This is a genomic window from Phytobacter sp. SCO41, from assembly GCF_003073275.1.
GTDB classification, from domain to species: Bacteria; Pseudomonadota; Gammaproteobacteria; order Enterobacterales; family Enterobacteriaceae; genus Phytobacter; species Phytobacter diazotrophicus.
Genome location: NZ_CP027225.1, coordinates 4,939,395 through 4,956,077, shown reverse-complemented (window position 1 = coordinate 4,956,077; position 16,683 = coordinate 4,939,395). Strand labels below are relative to the sequence as shown.

Here is a 16,683-nt window from a genome sequence, read left to right as displayed (position 1 = left end):
ACTCTGCATTGCTTGTTACTTCCGTTTTTGGCACATAGCTGCCTGTCAGATTAGGTTTAGATCTGTGCCCTAGCTGTGTCAGGTCAAATCTGAGTTAATACAACTCAGTCATGTTTGTCCGGGTTCAATGCCGAAGAACAATGAATTTTCTTGTTGGTATCTGTGTTGGTATAAAATGAAAATGTTTTTTATTAACTATTTTAAATCATGAGGTTGAATGTTATGTGCGAGTCCGGCCTTCGCACCAAGTCACTAAACTCCTTACAATACAGCTAGTTAGACAAAAAATCTGTCTCTTTTGCCTGTAAGAAATGCCCTGTTATGTCCCTTGAAAAAGCCGCTGTGGTTGATAGTGGTAATTGGGATGTTAACTCATAGCGGCGTGTAGTTCCAAGCGTCAAACACGTACTGACTCAACTTGAAAGCTATGACGTAGCCACCGTCTCTAAACAATCCCAAAAACTTTTAGTGAAGCGCATTTTAGCCCGATGCCCCCGTTCTGTCGCCGTCGCGAGACGCCGCAGGGGATAAACAGGTTTATGGTGGTCACGGTACTTGCAGACCATATGCAAGCTCTGCCAGCGGTTCGGCCTCGCTCCCTTTGGGTACATGGTCATCCTGATAAGCTTCATTAACTGACATAACTGTGATGTAGTCGCCATAGGCTCCGTTTGTTGTCTTACCACCAACGGGGCTAATCGACTTCTTTTATTTAAAAAAAATTGCGGTATCATCTGATTGACAAACCAAATATCTGGGGGGCTATATGACTTGCGTAGAAGTTGCTGTATGGAGCGATGACGCTTGTTCAAAGCAAATTGTAGAGTTCGATTTGCCTATTTCTGTCTGCGATAGACATGATTTTTTTCTGAAAGCTGTTAATGATTATCTGGTTGATAAGGAATATATAGAAGATCAACATGATAATTTTTTGACTAACCTTGAATTATCCGAAGTTAAATCAATCACAACATCAAGAGATGTTATGTATGATTGTTATATGATTGATAAACACACTAATGAATGCACACATGTTTATTCTGGTCATAAGAAGATGCAAATTTCTTCTCGATCTATTTAACCTTGTTGTTAATCTATAATTTTGTAGTTTGAGTTGTCGTTTTTATTTGAATGAAAATATTTTCGATAAGGATAGAATTATGAAATCACGTGACCTTAAAACAATTCATGATTTGATTGTCACCCCTAAACCACCTCCTGGGGAGGTGGTGATTGATCCTGTAAGGCTATAGCCTGAAGAATGCCCATGCCGGAATATCTCTGCTTACTCACCACAAGTAAAAGGAGACAAACCGACATGGGGCTTTACAGGAGTTCATCACATGTATATTGGCGTTGCAAATACCACATAGTATGGACGCCAAAGTACCGTTTCAGGATCCTGAAAGATAATCTGGGCAAGGAACTTTACAGGACAATCTACATCCTATGCGGAATAAAAGATTGTGAGGTTCTGGAGTTAAATGTTCAGCCAGATCATGTACATCTGGTTGTAATAGTCCCGCCGAAAATCTCGATATCAACCCTGATGGGGCATCTGAAAGGCCGCAGTGCAATCAGGCTCTACAATCGTTTTCCACATATAAGAAAGAAACTATGGGGTAACCATTTTTGGTCCCGTGGCTACTTTGTCGATACGGTGGGAGTGAATGAAGAAATTATCAGGAGATATGTGAGGCATCAGGAGAAAAAGGAACAAATGCATGAACAGCAGATGGAATTGCTAGAGTAGTAACAGGAATGAGACAGTAGCCCCCCTTATAGGGGGCATTCTAAAAAGCCACCTTCTAAGAAGGTGGTCTTTTACTGCAACTAATTATCAGAAACTTGACCTTGGCAATGGCCGCTTTTTACATACTTTTCAACCTGCAACAACTGATACAACATATCAGTTTGAAGCTAATTTCGAAGATGTCATCGTTGAGGGAGAACGATATAACATTGGTTTCACCGAGGAAAATGGCTGTAAGGTAGTTGACCTATCCTGTCTATCCAAGTCGTCCATTTTGGATAAAGATTTTAGCTATCTATATGCTCGTAATATGTCAAAACAAAAACATGATGAAAATAAAGGAAAGAATGACTCGCGGGTAAAATATAAATCCGAAGATGGTTATTACTGGGGTAGGAAATATGCGTGGCGGGAATTTGGTTTGGTTTTGCCTCGCGATGCCTTCGAAAGCTATTTAATTGATTGTGTTAAGCACCCTACAATTGAATGCGTAGTCGAAACCGAGGGGTATCCTAAAGGTGAGGATTCTATTGCCTTTAAAGAAGATGGCCTTGAAAAAGCCATAGATGAGTTAATAGAAACTGCTGTTATGGTTAACAAAGGGCCTTATTTTAAATCTCCATTATACTTTAACAATGAAAAAAGATTTACTATTAAGGGTGTTCCTGCGATAACAGATAAAAAATAAAATAAACTATAAATAAGGTTGGTATGTTGTTTGAGTTTTTATCAGCCTTATTTTATTTTCTTGTCTGCTTTTTAATACATTCTTTATACCATTTTGAAGCTGTACGGTATGATACCCTCATTATATAGGAGGCAGCGAGCGGAGTTGCTTTTGCATCATAGAGCATGAGTATTCCTTTCGCACCTTCCGCGCTGAATGTGCCATTACTTTTTGTGTTTTTCGGATGGCCGGGTTGTATAGTATGCATAATTTCCCGCGGAATGTTGCGGATTATTTTATTTGTGGTTTCTATAGTAATATTCAGCTTATCAATCCCAGCGTTAACCTTTTTCTTTAACTGGACTGATCCCACGCCTGTAGACAAATTCTGTCCTCACGACGAGGCCTGTTCAAAGGCCTCCGGACTGACGCCGCCGAGGTGGCTGTGGCGCCGGGCCCGGTTGTAGAACACTTCAATGTAATCGAAGATATCCGCCCGGGCCAGATCCCGGGTTTTGTATATTCTCTTCCTGATGCGTTCTTTTTTCAGTGAACTGAAGAACGATTCGGCCACCGCATTATCCCAGCAGTTGCCACGCCGGCTCATGCTCGGTGCCAGGTGATTGGCCCGGCAGAAGCGCTGCCAGTCGTCACTGCCGTACTGACTACCTTGATCGCTATGTACGATGACCTCGCCGTCCGGTTTTCGGCGCCAGACCGCCATCATCAGCGCGTCGAGCGCCAGTTCGCGCGAGAGAGTGGGTTTCATCGACCAGCCGACCACATTACGGGCAAAGAGATCGATAACCACCGCCAGATACAGCCAGCCCTGCCAGGTGCGGATATAAGTAATATCGGTGACCCAGACCTGGTTGGCCCGGACAACGGTGAACTGCCGCTGCACGCGATTAGGAGCAACGATTGAAGGCCTGCCAGCGATACGACGTGGCGCTTTATAGCCGCGCACGGCTTTAATCCGGTTCAGTTGCATGATCCGACCCACCCGGTTTTTACCGCAGGTTTCCCCGATTTCGTTCAGATCGCCATGAACCCGCCGGTAACCATATACGCCTCCGCTCAGGGAATATGAGTCGCGGATAAGTATCAGCAGGCGCTGGTTATCTTTATCACGCGCCGAGACAGGGTTATGCAACCACGCATAGAACCCGGCCCGGGCGATATTCAGTACCCGACACATCGTCATCACACCCCATACAGTGCGGTGCTCATTGATAAAGCGGTACTTCAGTCGGGCTCCCTTGCAAAGTACCGCGCGGCCTTTTTCAGGATATCCCGTTCTTCTTCGGTGCGTTTTAGCTGCGCCCGGAGTTTCAGGATCTCGCTTTTAGCTTCCAGTAAATCCCGGGCATGCTGCTCGCTGTTATCAGGTTTGATAGCCCGTAGCCACTTGTAGAGGCTGTGTGCAGAGACGCCCAGACGGTCAGATACTTCGGCGACGGAATAACCGCGTTCCGTTATCTGACGGACGGCTTCTTCCTTAAATTCAGGTGTAAATCGTGGTGTGCCCATACGCTCCTCCTATGCTCAAACTATAGGGCAGGATCGTCTACCGGGGCGGGGTCAGTCCAAACTATAGGGCAGGATCGTCTACCGGGGCGGGGTCAGTCCACTTCTTGGTGGAAAAATACGAGCTGGTTCGTATCGACCGCAGGGCGTTTGGCTGGCAGGAACCATCTCCATACTTGCGCTCTGTAGACATTCTGCAAGCGCATCGGGCGACTGGGTTGCCCCAACGAGCTCATGATGCCTTTGGTTGATGGCTGTCAGGTGGCTCACATTAATTAAAAGTCCCCATAAAATAGCTGCGTAATATGGCTACGATAACTTTAGTTATGTTATAAAGTCGACTTCATGGTTCCATTAGTGAGGATTTATTTCAGGAGTTTGTTTCTTGTGGTTGTGTTCCTGCCAGAGCTTGTAAAAATAATTTTGTAGTGAATTGGCTTGTGATTGGTTATATTAACATCAAGGCTCACATGGTGTTAATGAAAGTCAAAGTTGTTCTTTGATTAGTTGGGTTTTGATTTTATTTTCGCTAAATTTCTGGTGTTATAATAAGATGTGATGTTATATTGCTCTGTATCTTATTTATGTCATTTTGCAATCCAACAGGGTTTTTGATAAAGTGATCAGGATCATATATGAAAAATATGATATGTTGACAAACTGGGTGGGATTGGTAACGATGTATGTCTGAAATTATTTGATCTGCAAGCATTCTATCTCTTAAATATTTATTAGGCTTTTTAGCTTCGATAGCAATACCTTTGTCTCGAATTAGAAAGTCAATTCTAGAGCTTGAGCCTAGATAATACGGGACTGCACTTTCTTTATGTAAATCATTGAAATGTAGTACAAGGATGGCATGAAGTAAATCTTGCACATCATATTCATCATTAATTTTAATACCGCAGCGTCCATTATATCTATTATTGATTGCTAATTGGAATGCATTAAATTTTTTAAGTGTTATTTTTAGTTTTTCAACTTCACTTAAGTTAGTTGAGTCTAGTGGACTAGAAAGCATCTCATAGTAAGTGTTGATTACCTTATCTTCAAAATCAACCTCATGTTTTGATCTTGTGTGAAAATGGAAGTAAATAAGACCGTAACAAAGTATGAGTTCTATTAACAGGAATAGAATAAGGCAAGGTTTAGATATGCTAATGCGATAAGTGAGTTCATAACGATACTTAATCAGGGGCGCGTTCTCAGTTATATCATTCTGTTCTATTGGTTTTAATTTTCCGTGGATATGTACTGTCATCGCGAAAAAACGAGAAGGGATGAAAGAGTAAAGGTCGCTTGTAGGTTTTATCTTGGATTCTCCATTATTATAGTTTTCGAGAATACTAATTGTTGTGTTGTTAATGGATTTGTAATCATCATCCATCATGGCACTGATAATTGATAAATTGGTAGGGTCATAGGGTTGAAAATAATCAGATATTAAGGAGTAATAACCAGCTCCGGTTAATAATATCGATGTGATAATGCTTAGCTTAGAGCAAAATATAATTTTCGAGTTTTTAGTATTATATTAGAGTATGTTTTAACTTGAGAAAATAAACTGCTCATTTTGACCTGTGTTTAGTGATTATGTTCGTCATGACTTTCTACCATGATTATCTACTTGTGTCACGCATAAAAATAGATGTGATGATTAAATTTATACGATTGACTCACATTATATTAAAAAAGAAATATAATGTATTTATATATTTTTCTGTTGTGTTGCTTTGGTAACGCGTTTTGTAACTATCTCTACAAAATGTACCATTCATTTTTAGAGTGCTTCCTTAAACGGCTTTGAAGCTAATCCCGCCCTCGCTCATGCTTCATGCTAGGAGTAGTTGATGTTAGATTATTAAGTATTGATCACGGGGGAAGGTTAGGGGATATGACGGTCACCAGGGAAAGCATGAAACAATGGATCATCGAGTGTCTTCAGGAACGAGAGGGTAGCGCTTGGCCACGTGAAGTTTCAAAGTACGTATGGGACAGCTACGAGGCTGAGCTTAGAGATTCGGGCGATATGTTGTATACGTGGCAATATGACATTCGTTGGGCCGCTCAACAATTGAGAAACGAGGGTACTCTGAAACCAGTAAATAGACGCAGAGATTTGCCATGGGAACTGGCATAGCAAAGTAAGGTTAATGTTAACGTTCATATCTGGGCTACATCTGACTTTGTTCTGAGTGGATACGAATTAAAGCGTTCCTGCCTGCTTGAATCTTGCTTTGATAGCCATATCGGTGTTCTACTGGTATGGCTTTATACCCACTCGCAATATCTATTTTTTGTACGGATTTTAAATTGTGGGTACAAGTGCGGGTATAACTATTTATTCCTGTTTCTAAACAGCAATGATATCAGTCTATTAGGTATGTAGGTATGAAATTCGAGTCCGGCCTTCTTCCAAAACCATCCGAGAAAGTCCACCAAACCCTTTAAAATTAATACTTACAGTGATTTTTGTGTCCAGCATCGCCCGTGACAGTCCGTTGAAATCCGGGGGGAATTGGGGGCATAGTTGGGGGCAGGTCAAAGCCATTGAGTACCTCCGTAGCATTGGGACCGTAAAATTGCGTAGACCCAATTCCAGGGGCAATTGGGGCATTGTATCAGCGGTGCGTTGGGACAAACTCGAGAAGTAGCGCAGGTATAAGTTTATAAATTCTGGCTGCTGTATTCATGAACAGTACATATAGACGATTAACTATCCCCTGTTGAACATTCTTCTTACTTCTAAGAAGAGGAAAAACATCTAAATACAGGTGTATTACATAGGCGTTACGATGGCGTTTTACCTTAGTCATGGAGCCGCGTGTCGCAAAAAAATCATGAGATATCGTTATGCCTTGTAACCTCATTGATTTGCCCCAACAACTGATGACCTTGCTCTGATACGCGATAACGTGGTCTCGATGAGTTTTCGTTATAAACAGCATCGACCATCCCTTCATTCACCAAGTTGGTTACTATGTTCGCAACGTTGCTAAATCCGGGAATATCCCTTGTAGCAAGAGTGCGATCCAGTATTATCCATGTCCAGTCGATGTCTTTTTCTGCCATGACTTTCAATACATTAAATTCGGTATTCGTTATCTTCATTTCAGTGCATCCGGGTGGAATAAATCACCGTCTTTGAGTTTAAAATCTTCCAGCGTTGCCGTATGGGCATTGTTCCACATATCATAACCTGCAACACCGTCTGGTTCACCAGCTTCCCATCCCAGGTTACAGTAACGCTGATATTCCCGACATTCATGAGTGTAGTAGTTTAAATCTACTTGCTCAGGGGGCATTTCCCCTTTTGCGATGTTTTTCAGCCTGCCTATCATTACGTCATTTGCCGGGTCGTGGTCGAAACGAGATATATGTTTCTCAACGATTGCGATCCCTTCATGAGTTATATTAACGCCATCCGTTGTCAGGTTTTCAATCGGCCCTCCAGCTTTTTCCGGATCAAACTGTCTTCCTGAGGCAGCCCCTCTGGCCCCAAAATGCTTAAGTTCCTCTATTTCAGGAACACGCATTCTTCCCATTGTTAGCCCGGCAGCAAGAGATGCACCTGCAATCAGCAGACCTTTGTTATCCATTACCTGGTTGTAACCTGCTGGCGCATCCCCGCCGAGTTGCTCTGCTGTCTTCTTGAATCCATCTATGTTGCCGTTATAAACGCCTCCCGCAGCCAGAAGCCTGCCCGCTGATTTGCTGTTGATGGTTTTTGCTGCTTGAGCATGTTGCACGGGCGCTGAGGGGCGAACGTAGTATACCGGGCGTTTTAGTTGCTTTGATATGAGATAGCTCAGGCGGGAGTGAAGGAACAAGGGCAGATCATTTCGGAGGTTGCCGGAGGACGTCAGCACGCCCGTTAAAGCATGGCCGGTCATGTTTTTTTCAGCAGAACGACCTTTCCGGACCTGATGTCGTCCAGTGTGTCACGGTATGCCATCCAGGGGCGTTGCCAGTGAAACGGGTGATACTGGCTGACAAAATGGCTGTAGTCCTGAGGCAAATTCCACTCCTGGATGTTCCGGTTTGGCAGCGTGGTATCCGCTAGATCTCGCGCCGCATAGTCCGGGTGGATTATGTGGGGAATGTCCTCAAGGTAGATATTGTCCAGTGAATTTGCATGATAGTGATGAAGCATAATGTTCCTTTAGCGCCACCGTCGCACATCGATTTTAAACTGACCGATATTGAACAAAATTTAAGACTACCCTTTAGCTTAAGAAGAGGGGAGTGATCTGCCCCCATTTTGAAATCTTGACATACTCATTCTAAAAATGAAGGGGATCGCTATGTGGAAAGCCTGTTAGCATTCCAGAGTTTTACCTATTCGTGATGCTGTTGCGCACTTTTAAAATTTATGTGCGGTTATGCTCTAAGGGATGACGTATGTCTGCAATACCTATTGCCGGCCCGGGGATCGGGATCGTGCGCAACAATATGAAAGATGCCCATAATCACGGTGAACCGCGAGATATGGCGCTTCCTTTAACTTATTACTGGTTTTATCAGAAAGTCCGCAACAAGGGACCCTGGGACTATAAGCAATTTGATCCCTACTGGGCAGCATTTGGGAATTTTAATTTTGGCGCTACGGGATATGCGGCTGGTATTCCCGCAGAGATTCTTTTAATGGGGGCTGGTTGGGCACAGAGCCGAGCGAGAACTTCAAGGCCAGAATGGGGTACATGGTATAAAGACGCACCTTATGGCGATGATCCACAGGATCAGTACTGGATAAAGGAAGGGATCAAATATGCCATTGAAAACGGTTATTAAGTGGTTTCATTATGCGCTAACTCTCATCTTGCTGATCATTGTCATTGGTTTTGTCATGCTCAATGCCGGTGGCGATAACAGGGCAGATGACAAACTGGTTAGCTCGCAGAAAATTAACGATAGCACCTGGCTTTATGTCACGGAATATTCAGGTGGTGGAGCGACGGTGGCTGACTCTTATCGGTATTATTTATCCGGGAAGCTGGAAGGCAATATAACAGCAAGCCTCGCAAAGCAGGTGCCATTCCTGGTTGCCGCCGGTAGCGCAGCGAACGTGAGTGCTGAGGGTAACACCATTAATATCAGGTACAGTGGCCGGGTATTTTCGTTCAGCAATTCCATTGTCTATGAAGCGAATGGTGACGCGACGTTGCCGCACATTAATTTTCAGGCAACTAACTAACTCCAGACAATAGCAGTCGTATCATGATGAGGTACGCCCCTGTAAAACACGGTGATCCCCTAACCGTGCCAGCCTTAACGCTGGCACGTCGTTAAACAAGGCCACAAATTTAGCCCTCTTAACCTAAGTTACATCGTCCTTCTGACCCGATTGACTCTCCCACATCCCCCCATTACATTCCGTTGCCGCCCATTTTGTGATCAAGCCTCAAAAAAGCGCAGTCTCCCCGTCTCTCTGATTTACCTCTGTGCAACACCTGGATTACAGTGAATCAAATTATAAGAACGTTGTTCTATAATGTAGAACAACTTCCAAAAAAGATGTCGCCAGCCGTTCTTCGAACGCGGTTGACCGGGAGAATACGACAATGTCCATCGACACCATTTTTACGCCGCAGGATGAACAATTCTATGCGGTGAAAACCCACGCTGCCGGGCCGCAGGGCGCGCTGCCGCTCACCCCGCAAATGCTGCTCGAATCCCCCAGCGGCAACCTGTTCGGCATGACGCAAAATGCCGGTATGGGCTGGGATGCCAACAAACTCACCGGCAGAGAAGTCCTGCTGATCGGCACCCAGGGCGGCATCCGTCACTCGGACGGTCGCCCCATTGCGCTGGGTTATCACACCGGGCACTGGGAGATCGGCCTGCAAATGTCGGCGGCGGCAAAAGAGATCACCCGCCTGAGCGGCATCCCGTTCGCCGCCTTTGTCAGCGACCCGTGCGATGGCCGCTCCCAGGGCACCCATGGCATGTTCGACTCCCTGCCGTACCGTAACGATGCGGCCATTGTTTTTCGCCGCTTGATCCGCTCGCTGCCGACGCGCCGGGCGGTAATCGGCGTCGCCACCTGCGATAAAGGCCTGCCTGCCACAATGATCGCGCTGGCGTCAATGCACGATCTGCCGGTGATCCTCGTGCCGGGCGGGGCGACCCTGCCGCCCACCTTCGGCGAAGACGCCGGAAAGGTACAGACCATCGGCGCGCGTTACGCCAACAACGAACTGAGCCTCAAAGAGGCCTCCGAGCTGGGCTGTCGCGCCTGCGCGTCCCCCGGCGGCGGCTGCCAGTTCCTCGGCACCGCGGGCACCTCGCAGGTGGTGGCCGAAGCGTTAGGGCTGGCGCTGCCGCACTCGGCGCTCGCGCCATCGGGCCAGGACGTCTGGCTGGAAATTGCCCGCCAGTCGGCGCGCGCGGTCATGGCGCTGGATGAGAAGGGCATTACCGCCCGCGACATCCTCACCGACAAAGCCATCGAAAACGCGATGGTGGTGCACGCGGCCTTTGGCGGCTCCACCAACCTGTTGCTGCATATCCCCGCCATCGCCCATGCGGCCAAATGCCGTATGCCGGACGTGGCACAGTGGATCGCCATCAACCGCAAAGTGCCGCGCCTGGTGAGTGTGCTGCCCAACGGACCGGACTACCACCCGACGGTGCGCGCGTTCCTTGCGGGCGGCGTACCGGAAGTGATGCTCCACCTGCGTCGGCTGGGGCTGCTGCATGAAGATGTGATGACGGTAACCGGGCAGACGCTGGGCGAAAACCTCGACTGGTGGGAGCACTCCGAGCGCCGCGCGAAGTTCCGCCAGTGCCTGCGCGAACAGGATGGCGTGGAGCCGGATGAGGTGATCCTCTCGCCGGAAGGGGCGAAAGCCAAAGGGATGACCTCCACGGTGGCCTTCCCGGTGGGCAACATAGCGCCGGATGGCTCGGTCATTAAAGCCACGGCCATCGATCCGTCAGTGGTGGACGACGACGGCGTCTATCGCCATACCGGCGAGGCGCGGGTCTTTGTCTCGGAAGAGGCGGCCATCAAAGCCATCAAGCAGGGGCAGATCAAGCAGGGTGATATCATGGTCATTATCGGTGGCGGGCCATCCGGCACCGGCATGGAAGAGACCTACCAGCTTACCTCGGCGCTGAAACATATCTCGTGGGGGAAAACCGTGTCGCTGATTACCGATGCGCGTTTCTCCGGTGTCTCGACCGGGGCCTGCCTGGGGCACGTTGCGCCGGAAGCACTGGCGGGCGGGCCGATTGGCAAGCTTCGCAGCGGCGATGTGATCGAGATTATTGTCGATCGCCTGTCACTGGCAGGAAGCGTGAACTTTATCGGCACAGCGGAGGCGCGCCTGACGCCGGAAGAGGGCGCAGTGGTACTGGCACAGCGCGAACTGCACCCGGAACTGAAAGCGCATGACTTCCTGCCTGACGACACCCGCCTGTGGGCGGCGCTACAGGCGGTGAGCGGTGGCACCTGGAAAGGGTGCGTGTACGACACGGATAAAATTATTGAGGTGATCAATGCCGGTAAAAAAGCGCTGGGTCTTTAAATAATTAAACGAATTTGCCGGGCCGCCGAATAAATGTTTCGGCGGCTAAAAATATTACGAAATAAAGTATCCCTTACGGGAGAAATAACTGTTTCTGTCACCAGGTAAAATGTATCGCTATCACAGAAGCTAAAATACATAATTGCGAAAGCAAAATTGATAATTGTTGCTGCATATATTCCTTCCTAGAATCAAATCCGCACTGAACATCTAATAAGCGTACGAATAAAGGGTGTATTCCTCGCAAAATGCACGCACGCATTTTATTTTGTAGGTCCCGGCCGTTCGCAATCCATCCCTCTCATATGACTGGAGGTAGACATGCAGTTAACGATGAAAGATAAAATCGGCTACGGGCTGGGGGATACCGCTTGCGGTTTTGTCTGGCAGGCCACCATGTTTTTGCTGGCGTACTTTTATACCGACGTCTTTGGCCTGTCCGCGGGCGTCATGGGCACGCTGTTTTTGATTTCGCGCGTGCTGGATGCGGTAACCGACCCGCTGATGGGGCTGGTGGTTGACCGTACACGTACCCGCTACGGCCAGTTCCGCCCGTATCTGCTGTGGGGCGCGATCCCGTTTGGTATCGTCTGCGTATTAACGTTCTATACGCCGGATTTCTCCGCACAGGGGAAAATTATCTACGCCTCGATTACCTATATTTTACTGACGCTGGTATATACCTTCGTTAACGTTCCCTATTGCGCCATGCCTGGCGTTATTACTTCTGATCCTAAAGAGCGCCACGCGTTACAATCCTGGCGCTTTTTCCTCGCCGCCGCCGGTTCATTAGCTATCAGCGGTATTGCCCTGCCGCTGGTAAATATTATTGGCAAAGGCAATGAGCAGGTGGGCTATTTTGGCGCGATGTGCGTGCTGGGTATTTGCGGTGTTATCTTATTGTTTGTCTGCTTCTTTACCACCAAAGAACGTTATACCTTTGACGTTCAGCCGGGTGCTTCCGTTAAGAAAGACCTGAAACTCTTAATGGGTAATAGTCAGTGGCGAATTATGTGCGCCTTTAAAATGATGGCGACCGGCTCCAACGTGGTGCGCGGTGGCGCGACGCTCTATTTTGTGAAATACGTAATGGACCATCCGGAGCTGGCAACGCAGTTCCTGCTGTACGGTAGCCTGGCGACCATGTTCGGCTCCCTGTGCTCATCTCGCCTGCTCGGGCGCTTCGACCGTGTGACCTCGTTCAAGTGGATCATTGGCATTTATTCCCTGATCAGTCTGAGCATTTTCTTTATTCCCTCAGACAATATCGCGCTGATTTTCGCGCTCAATATTCTGTTCCTGTTTGTCTTTAACACCACCACGCCGCTGCAATGGCTGATGGCCTCCGATGTGGTCGATTATGAAGAGAGCCGCAGCGGGCGCCGCCTCGACGGGCTGGTCTTCTCCACCTACCTGTTCAGCCTGAAAATCGGCCTGGCGATTGGCGGCGCGCTGGTGGGCTGGATCCTCGCGTTCTCCAGCTACTCGGCAAGCAACGCCGTACAGCCGGATAACGTCCTGACCACCATTAAAATCCTCTTCTGCATTGTGCCGGTGGTGCTCTACGTCGGCATGTTTACGCTGCTGTCGTTCTACAAACTGAGCAGCAAACGGGTGGAAGAGATCAGCCAGCAACTGCAACGTCAACGCGCTGCGCACCCTGCAACGCAGCCTGCCGATGCCGCGGCGGCGGTGAACTGAGGAGAAAACCATGTACCAGATTGAAAACCCGATCCTGACCGGCTTCAACCCGGACCCGTCACTGTGCCGCGTGGGCGAGGATTACTACATCGCCACCTCCACGTTTGAGTGGTTCCCCGGCGTACGTGTTTACCACTCTCGCGACCTGAAAAACTGGTCGCTGGTGGGTACGCCGCTCGACAGCGTGGCGCTGCTGGATATGAAAGGCAACCCGGACTCCGGCGGCATCTGGGCACCCTGCCTGAGCTACGCCGACGGCAAGTTCTGGCTGCTCTACACCGATGTGAAAATTGTCGATTCGCCGTGGAAAAATGGCCGCAACTTCCTGTTGACCGCCCCCTCGGTGGAGGGGCCGTGGAGCGATCCCATTCCCATGGGCAACGGCGGGTTCGACCCGTCGCTGTTCCACGATACGGACGGGCGCAAATATTACATCTATCGGCCGTGGGGGCCGCGCCATCACAGCAACCCCCATAACACCATTGTGATGCAGGAATTTTTTGCCGACACACACACCCTCTCGCCGCAGCGATCCACGCTCTTCACTGGTACGCCGCTGGGTTATACCGAAGGGGCGCATATTTATCGCCGCGATGGCTACCACTATCTGCTGGTGGCGGAAGGGGGCACCAGCTACGAACATGCGGTGGTGGTGTTACGGGCGAAGGACATTACCGGGCCTTATGAGCTGCACCCGGATGTGACGATGATGACGAGCTGGCACCTGCCGGAAAATCCGCTACAAAAAAGTGGCCACGGCTCACTGCTGGAGACCCATACCGGCGAATGGTATATGGCGTATCTGACCAGCCGGCCGCTGCATCTGCCGGGCATTCCACGGCTGGCGGCTGGCGGGCGCGGATACTGCCCGCTCGGGCGCGAGACGGGGATAACCCGCATCGAATGGCGTGATGGCTGGCCTTACGTTGAGGGGGGCAAACATGCGGCGCTGACGGTGCCGGGGCCACGGATGACGGAGCAGCCTGGCGCAGGCACAGGCGCATGGCGCACAGACTTCGACAGCGAACGGCTCGACCCGGAGCTGCAAACGTTGCGCATTCCGTTTGATGAGCAGTTAGGTTCGCTCACTGCCCGTCCCGGCTTTTTGCGCCTCTACGGCAATGACTCGCTCAACTCCACCTTTACCCAGTCAACGGTGGCCCGCCGCTGGCAGCATTTCCGTTTTCGCGCCGAAACGCAGATGGCCTTTTCGCCGCGCCACTTCCAGCAGAGTGCCGGGCTGACCTGCTATTACAACAGCAAAAACTGGTCGTACTGCTTTATGGACTATGAAGAGGGGCGCGGGCGGACGCTGAAAATTATCCGGCTCGACCATAACGTGGCCCATTGGCACCTGTACGATAACCCGATTGAAGTGCCCCAGAGCGCGGAGTACGTCTGGCTGCGGGTGGATGTCGATCAGCTTGAGTACCGTTACAGCTACTCATTTGATGGGGAAAAATGGCAGGCCATTCCGCTGACCTTTGAGGCGTGGAAGCTGTCGGATGACTATATTGGCGGCCGGGGCTTCTTTACCGGGGCGTTTGTTGGCCTGCACTGCGAGGATATCAGCGGCGACGGTTGCCATGCTGATTTCGCCTCGTTTACCTATCAGCCCGAGGCGTAGCAGGACGGTGGGCTAGCGTTCGCGGTAGCCCAGCGTTTTTGACAGCCCCAGCCCGGCCTCCATCAGCTTCTGGCGGCAGGCGGCCAGTTGGTCGTCGTTAACCCGCGAGGTGAGGGTGGAGAGGCTGAGCGCGGCGATAACCCGCGATTCGTGGTTCCATACCGGCACCGCGATGCAGCGCACGCCCGGCTCGTTCTCTTCGTTATCGAGTGCGTAATGGTTGTGGCGAGTTTGTGCCAGCGCGGCCAGCAGCGCGTCGCGATCGGTCAGGGTGGCTGGCGTAAAGCGCGTGAACGCATACCCGTCCAGTATGGCGTTAAGCTCCTCGTCTCCCAGCCAGGCCAGCAGTACTTTGCCAATGGCCGTGGCGTGTACCGGCAGGCGGCGGCCAATGCGTGAATAGGCGATGGCCGCCTGCTTACCTTCGATTTTTTCTATGTAAACGCCTTCGTTGCCGTCCAGAATCCCCAGGTGGGTCGTCTGCCCCGTCTCCTGGGAAAGGGCGGAAAGCCAGCTTTTTGCTTTCTGGCGAATGTCCATGGTGCCCACGACAAAGTGGCCGCGCTCCACCAGTTTCATCCCCAGACAATATTTGTCGTTATCCGGGTTTTGATCGATATAGCCATGAAGTTGAAGCGTTTTGAGCAGCGAGTGAAGGGTGCTTTTGCTTAATCCCATCTGTTTGCTTATCTCGGTGATTTTGAGTTCCGTCGCCTGATCGTTAAACAGGTCGAGGATCTGCAAAGCACGTTCAACAGACTGAATTATCGGCATAATTTTTACCATTCACGAGGAATTCTCTGCGTGTGACCGTACTATTTTCACCGGGGAAAAGCAATGGCGGGGGCTAGTGTTATCAAAACGGCTACAGCGTGCTGTTCCTCCCTTGCTGCCAGTGGGCGGGCGGGTACTATCAGCGCACGGCGATAGCCCAGGGTTTTAACCTGGTCGCCGACTTGCCAGGTAATCCCCACCTGCGGGTGGGGATTGCTTAACACCAATTATTGGTTGTCCAACTGCGCGCGGACATTGCTCAGACCGGTACGGTTAATGCGATAGGGCTGGCCATTTACCGAGCGGATGAGTTTTTTGCTTCTCAGTTTCCTGAAGACGGCGAGCGTGCAGTCGCTGAGCAATAGCCCTTCACGGGTATAGCACTCAACGGCGGTGACGCGCCCGGAGGTGTCGCGGGTATGAACGATACGTCCGCCTTTGGCAAGGACGTGCAGGGTACGTTGTTCCTGACGGGAAATATTCATGCTGAAAATGCCTGTAATCATCTTGTGCAAAACCTGCCAACACCCTGGGGTGTTAGCGCGAGTGTTTAGCGCAGTGATAACCAGCCCGGCCGCACGGGTCGGAAAGCTGATTATCAGATGGTTGCATTCTCCAGCATCGAAGCCTCGGTATTCGCTAAGAAATATTTATCCAGTCAATGTTAACACGCAACATCTATAAGGGAATTATTTTGCTTAAGGAGTGTGATCTGTGTGGGTACTCAGTGGCACGCTTTTTTTCACTCTGTGCGCAAGGCGACGTTATGGACAATCGGGTCGTTGCGAAGGCACGCAATGCTTATGAAATGTTCATTTATAAGACAATACTTAAGACAGAGATGCATATGGCCTTACACAGTACATCGGCGGACTGAAGGAGTATGCGAATGAAAAGACAAGACCTGAACGCAGTGAAGAATTTTGATTTTTTGGCCCGCAGTTTTGCCCGTATGTATGCGATGGGCCAGCCAGTTGATATTGATGCCGTTACCGGCAATATGACCGAAGAGCAGAAACAGTGGTTCCAGGAACATTACGACCATTATTGCAAACAGGCGCAGCGCGCCAGAGTGAAGGAACTGCAATAGCGATATCCACAACGG

16 protein-coding genes and 3 pseudogenes are annotated in these 16,683 nt (G+C 49.5%); 11 read left to right on the top strand and 8 right to left on the bottom strand.

Features of this window, described 5'->3' with window-relative positions:
* The first annotated feature begins 766 nt into the window (after nucleotides 1-766).
* The 3 genes from C5523_RS27320 to C5523_RS27840 all read left to right on the top strand — a co-directional run bounded on the left by C5523_RS27320 (nucleotide 767) and on the right by C5523_RS27840 (nucleotide 2,441).
* Nucleotides 767-1,081 carry a hypothetical protein gene (locus C5523_RS27320; RefSeq protein ID WP_155525423.1) on the top strand — a complete coding sequence of 105 codons (315 nt, stop codon included), beginning with the start codon at nucleotides 767-769 and terminating at the stop codon, nucleotides 1,079-1,081.
* A 237-nt stretch (nucleotides 1,082-1,318) separates the two neighbouring features.
* On the top strand, nucleotides 1,319-1,753 hold the full coding sequence (gene tnpA, locus C5523_RS24100; protein ID WP_107224832.1) for an IS200/IS605 family transposase: 435 nt from the start codon (nucleotides 1,319-1,321) through the stop codon (nucleotides 1,751-1,753).
* Nucleotides 1,754-2,027: 274 nt separating this feature from the next.
* On the top strand, nucleotides 2,028-2,441 hold the full coding sequence (locus C5523_RS27840; RefSeq protein ID WP_223878745.1) for a hypothetical protein: 414 nt from the start codon (nucleotides 2,028-2,030) through the stop codon (nucleotides 2,439-2,441).
* Between the two features lie 52 nt (nucleotides 2,442-2,493).
* On the opposite strand, the gene C5523_RS24090 is transcribed toward C5523_RS27840, so the two are convergent.
* Nucleotides 2,494-2,805, bottom strand: coding sequence for a hypothetical protein (locus C5523_RS24090; RefSeq protein WP_108702110.1), 312 nt, complete (start codon nucleotides 2,803-2,805; stop codon nucleotides 2,494-2,496).
* 9 nt (nucleotides 2,806-2,814) lie between these two features.
* Nucleotides 2,815-3,950, bottom strand: a protein-coding gene (locus tag C5523_RS24085; protein WP_223878744.1) for an IS3 family transposase whose coding sequence is annotated in 2 segments (ribosomal slippage) — nucleotides 2,815-3,704 and nucleotides 3,704-3,950 — 1,137 coding nt in all. Because the reading frame shifts where the segments join, the coding sequence is not laid out codon by codon here.
* Between the two features lie 80 nt (nucleotides 3,951-4,030).
* Between C5523_RS24085 and C5523_RS24075 the strand changes: the two are divergent.
* Nucleotides 4,031-4,198, top strand: a pseudogene (locus C5523_RS24075) (TA system toxin CbtA family protein); the annotation flags it as partial.
* 278 nt (nucleotides 4,199-4,476) lie between these two features.
* Here C5523_RS24075 and C5523_RS24070 read toward each other — a convergent pair.
* The gene (locus C5523_RS24070; RefSeq protein ID WP_108702107.1) at nucleotides 4,477-5,337 is read right to left on the bottom strand and encodes a hypothetical protein; all 861 of its coding nucleotides are present in this window, start codon (nucleotides 5,335-5,337) and stop codon (nucleotides 4,477-4,479) included.
* 1,153 nt (nucleotides 5,338-6,490) lie between these two features.
* Between C5523_RS24070 and C5523_RS24060 the strand changes: the two are divergent.
* Nucleotides 6,491-6,601, top strand: a pseudogene (locus tag C5523_RS24060) (XRE family transcriptional regulator); the annotation flags it as partial.
* A gap of 184 nt (nucleotides 6,602-6,785) precedes the next feature.
* Here the strand turns inward: C5523_RS24060 and C5523_RS24055 are convergent.
* The 3 genes and pseudogenes from C5523_RS24055 to C5523_RS27830 form a co-directional block, all read right to left on the bottom strand.
* Nucleotides 6,786-7,058, bottom strand: a complete 273-nt coding sequence (locus C5523_RS24055; RefSeq protein WP_108702105.1) for a MarR family transcriptional regulator — start codon at nucleotides 7,056-7,058, stop codon at nucleotides 6,786-6,788.
* Nucleotides 7,055-7,675 (bottom strand): annotated as a pseudogene (locus C5523_RS27835) (hypothetical protein); the annotation flags it as partial. The pseudogene C5523_RS27835 and the gene C5523_RS24055, both read right to left, overlap by 4 nt.
* 161 nt (nucleotides 7,676-7,836) lie before the next feature.
* The gene (locus tag C5523_RS27830) at nucleotides 7,837-8,100 is read right to left on the bottom strand and encodes a hypothetical protein (protein ID WP_223878743.1); all 264 of its coding nucleotides are present in this window, start codon (nucleotides 8,098-8,100) and stop codon (nucleotides 7,837-7,839) included.
* Between the two features lie 248 nt (nucleotides 8,101-8,348).
* On the opposite strand from C5523_RS27830, the gene C5523_RS24045 reads away from it, so the two are divergent.
* The 5 genes from C5523_RS24045 to C5523_RS24025 all read left to right on the top strand — a co-directional run bounded on the left by C5523_RS24045 (nucleotide 8,349) and on the right by C5523_RS24025 (nucleotide 14,804).
* The gene (locus C5523_RS24045) at nucleotides 8,349-8,738 is read left to right on the top strand and encodes a polymorphic toxin type 44 domain-containing protein (protein WP_107224695.1); all 390 of its coding nucleotides are present in this window, start codon (nucleotides 8,349-8,351) and stop codon (nucleotides 8,736-8,738) included.
* Nucleotides 8,716-9,141: a hypothetical protein gene (locus tag C5523_RS24040; RefSeq protein ID WP_108702104.1), complete on the top strand. Its 426-nt coding sequence runs from the start codon at nucleotides 8,716-8,718 to the stop codon at nucleotides 9,139-9,141. Before C5523_RS24045 ends, C5523_RS24040 begins: the two co-directional genes overlap by 23 nt.
* Nucleotides 9,142-9,508: 367 nt before the next feature.
* Nucleotides 9,509-11,476, top strand: a complete 1,968-nt coding sequence (locus C5523_RS24035; protein WP_108702103.1) for a YjhG/YagF family D-xylonate dehydratase — start codon at nucleotides 9,509-9,511, stop codon at nucleotides 11,474-11,476.
* 321 nt (nucleotides 11,477-11,797) lie between these two features.
* Complete coding sequence (locus C5523_RS24030) at nucleotides 11,798-13,177, top strand: glycoside-pentoside-hexuronide (GPH):cation symporter (RefSeq protein ID WP_039076889.1); 1,380 nt, start codon at nucleotides 11,798-11,800, stop codon at nucleotides 13,175-13,177.
* Between the two features lie 10 nt (nucleotides 13,178-13,187).
* Nucleotides 13,188-14,804, top strand: a complete 1,617-nt coding sequence (locus C5523_RS24025; protein WP_108702102.1) for a glycoside hydrolase family 43 protein — start codon at nucleotides 13,188-13,190, stop codon at nucleotides 14,802-14,804.
* 12 nt (nucleotides 14,805-14,816) lie between these two features.
* Here C5523_RS24025 and C5523_RS24020 read toward each other — a convergent pair whose 3' ends face one another.
* Nucleotides 14,817-15,578 carry an IclR family transcriptional regulator gene (locus C5523_RS24020; protein ID WP_071193690.1) on the bottom strand — a complete coding sequence of 254 codons (762 nt, stop codon included), beginning with the start codon at nucleotides 15,576-15,578 and terminating at the stop codon, nucleotides 14,817-14,819.
* 227 nt (nucleotides 15,579-15,805) lie between these two features.
* Nucleotides 15,806-16,063 (bottom strand): YjhX family toxin, encoded by a 258-nt coding sequence (locus tag C5523_RS24015; protein WP_039076906.1) that lies wholly within the window; start codon nucleotides 16,061-16,063, stop codon nucleotides 15,806-15,808.
* A 398-nt stretch (nucleotides 16,064-16,461) separates the two neighbouring features.
* Here C5523_RS24015 and glgS point away from each other — a divergent pair, with 398 nt between their 5' ends.
* Nucleotides 16,462-16,668, top strand: a complete 207-nt coding sequence (gene glgS / locus C5523_RS24010) for a cell surface composition regulator GlgS (protein WP_369943835.1) — start codon at nucleotides 16,462-16,464, stop codon at nucleotides 16,666-16,668.
* The last annotated feature ends 15 nt before the right edge of the window (nucleotides 16,669-16,683 follow it).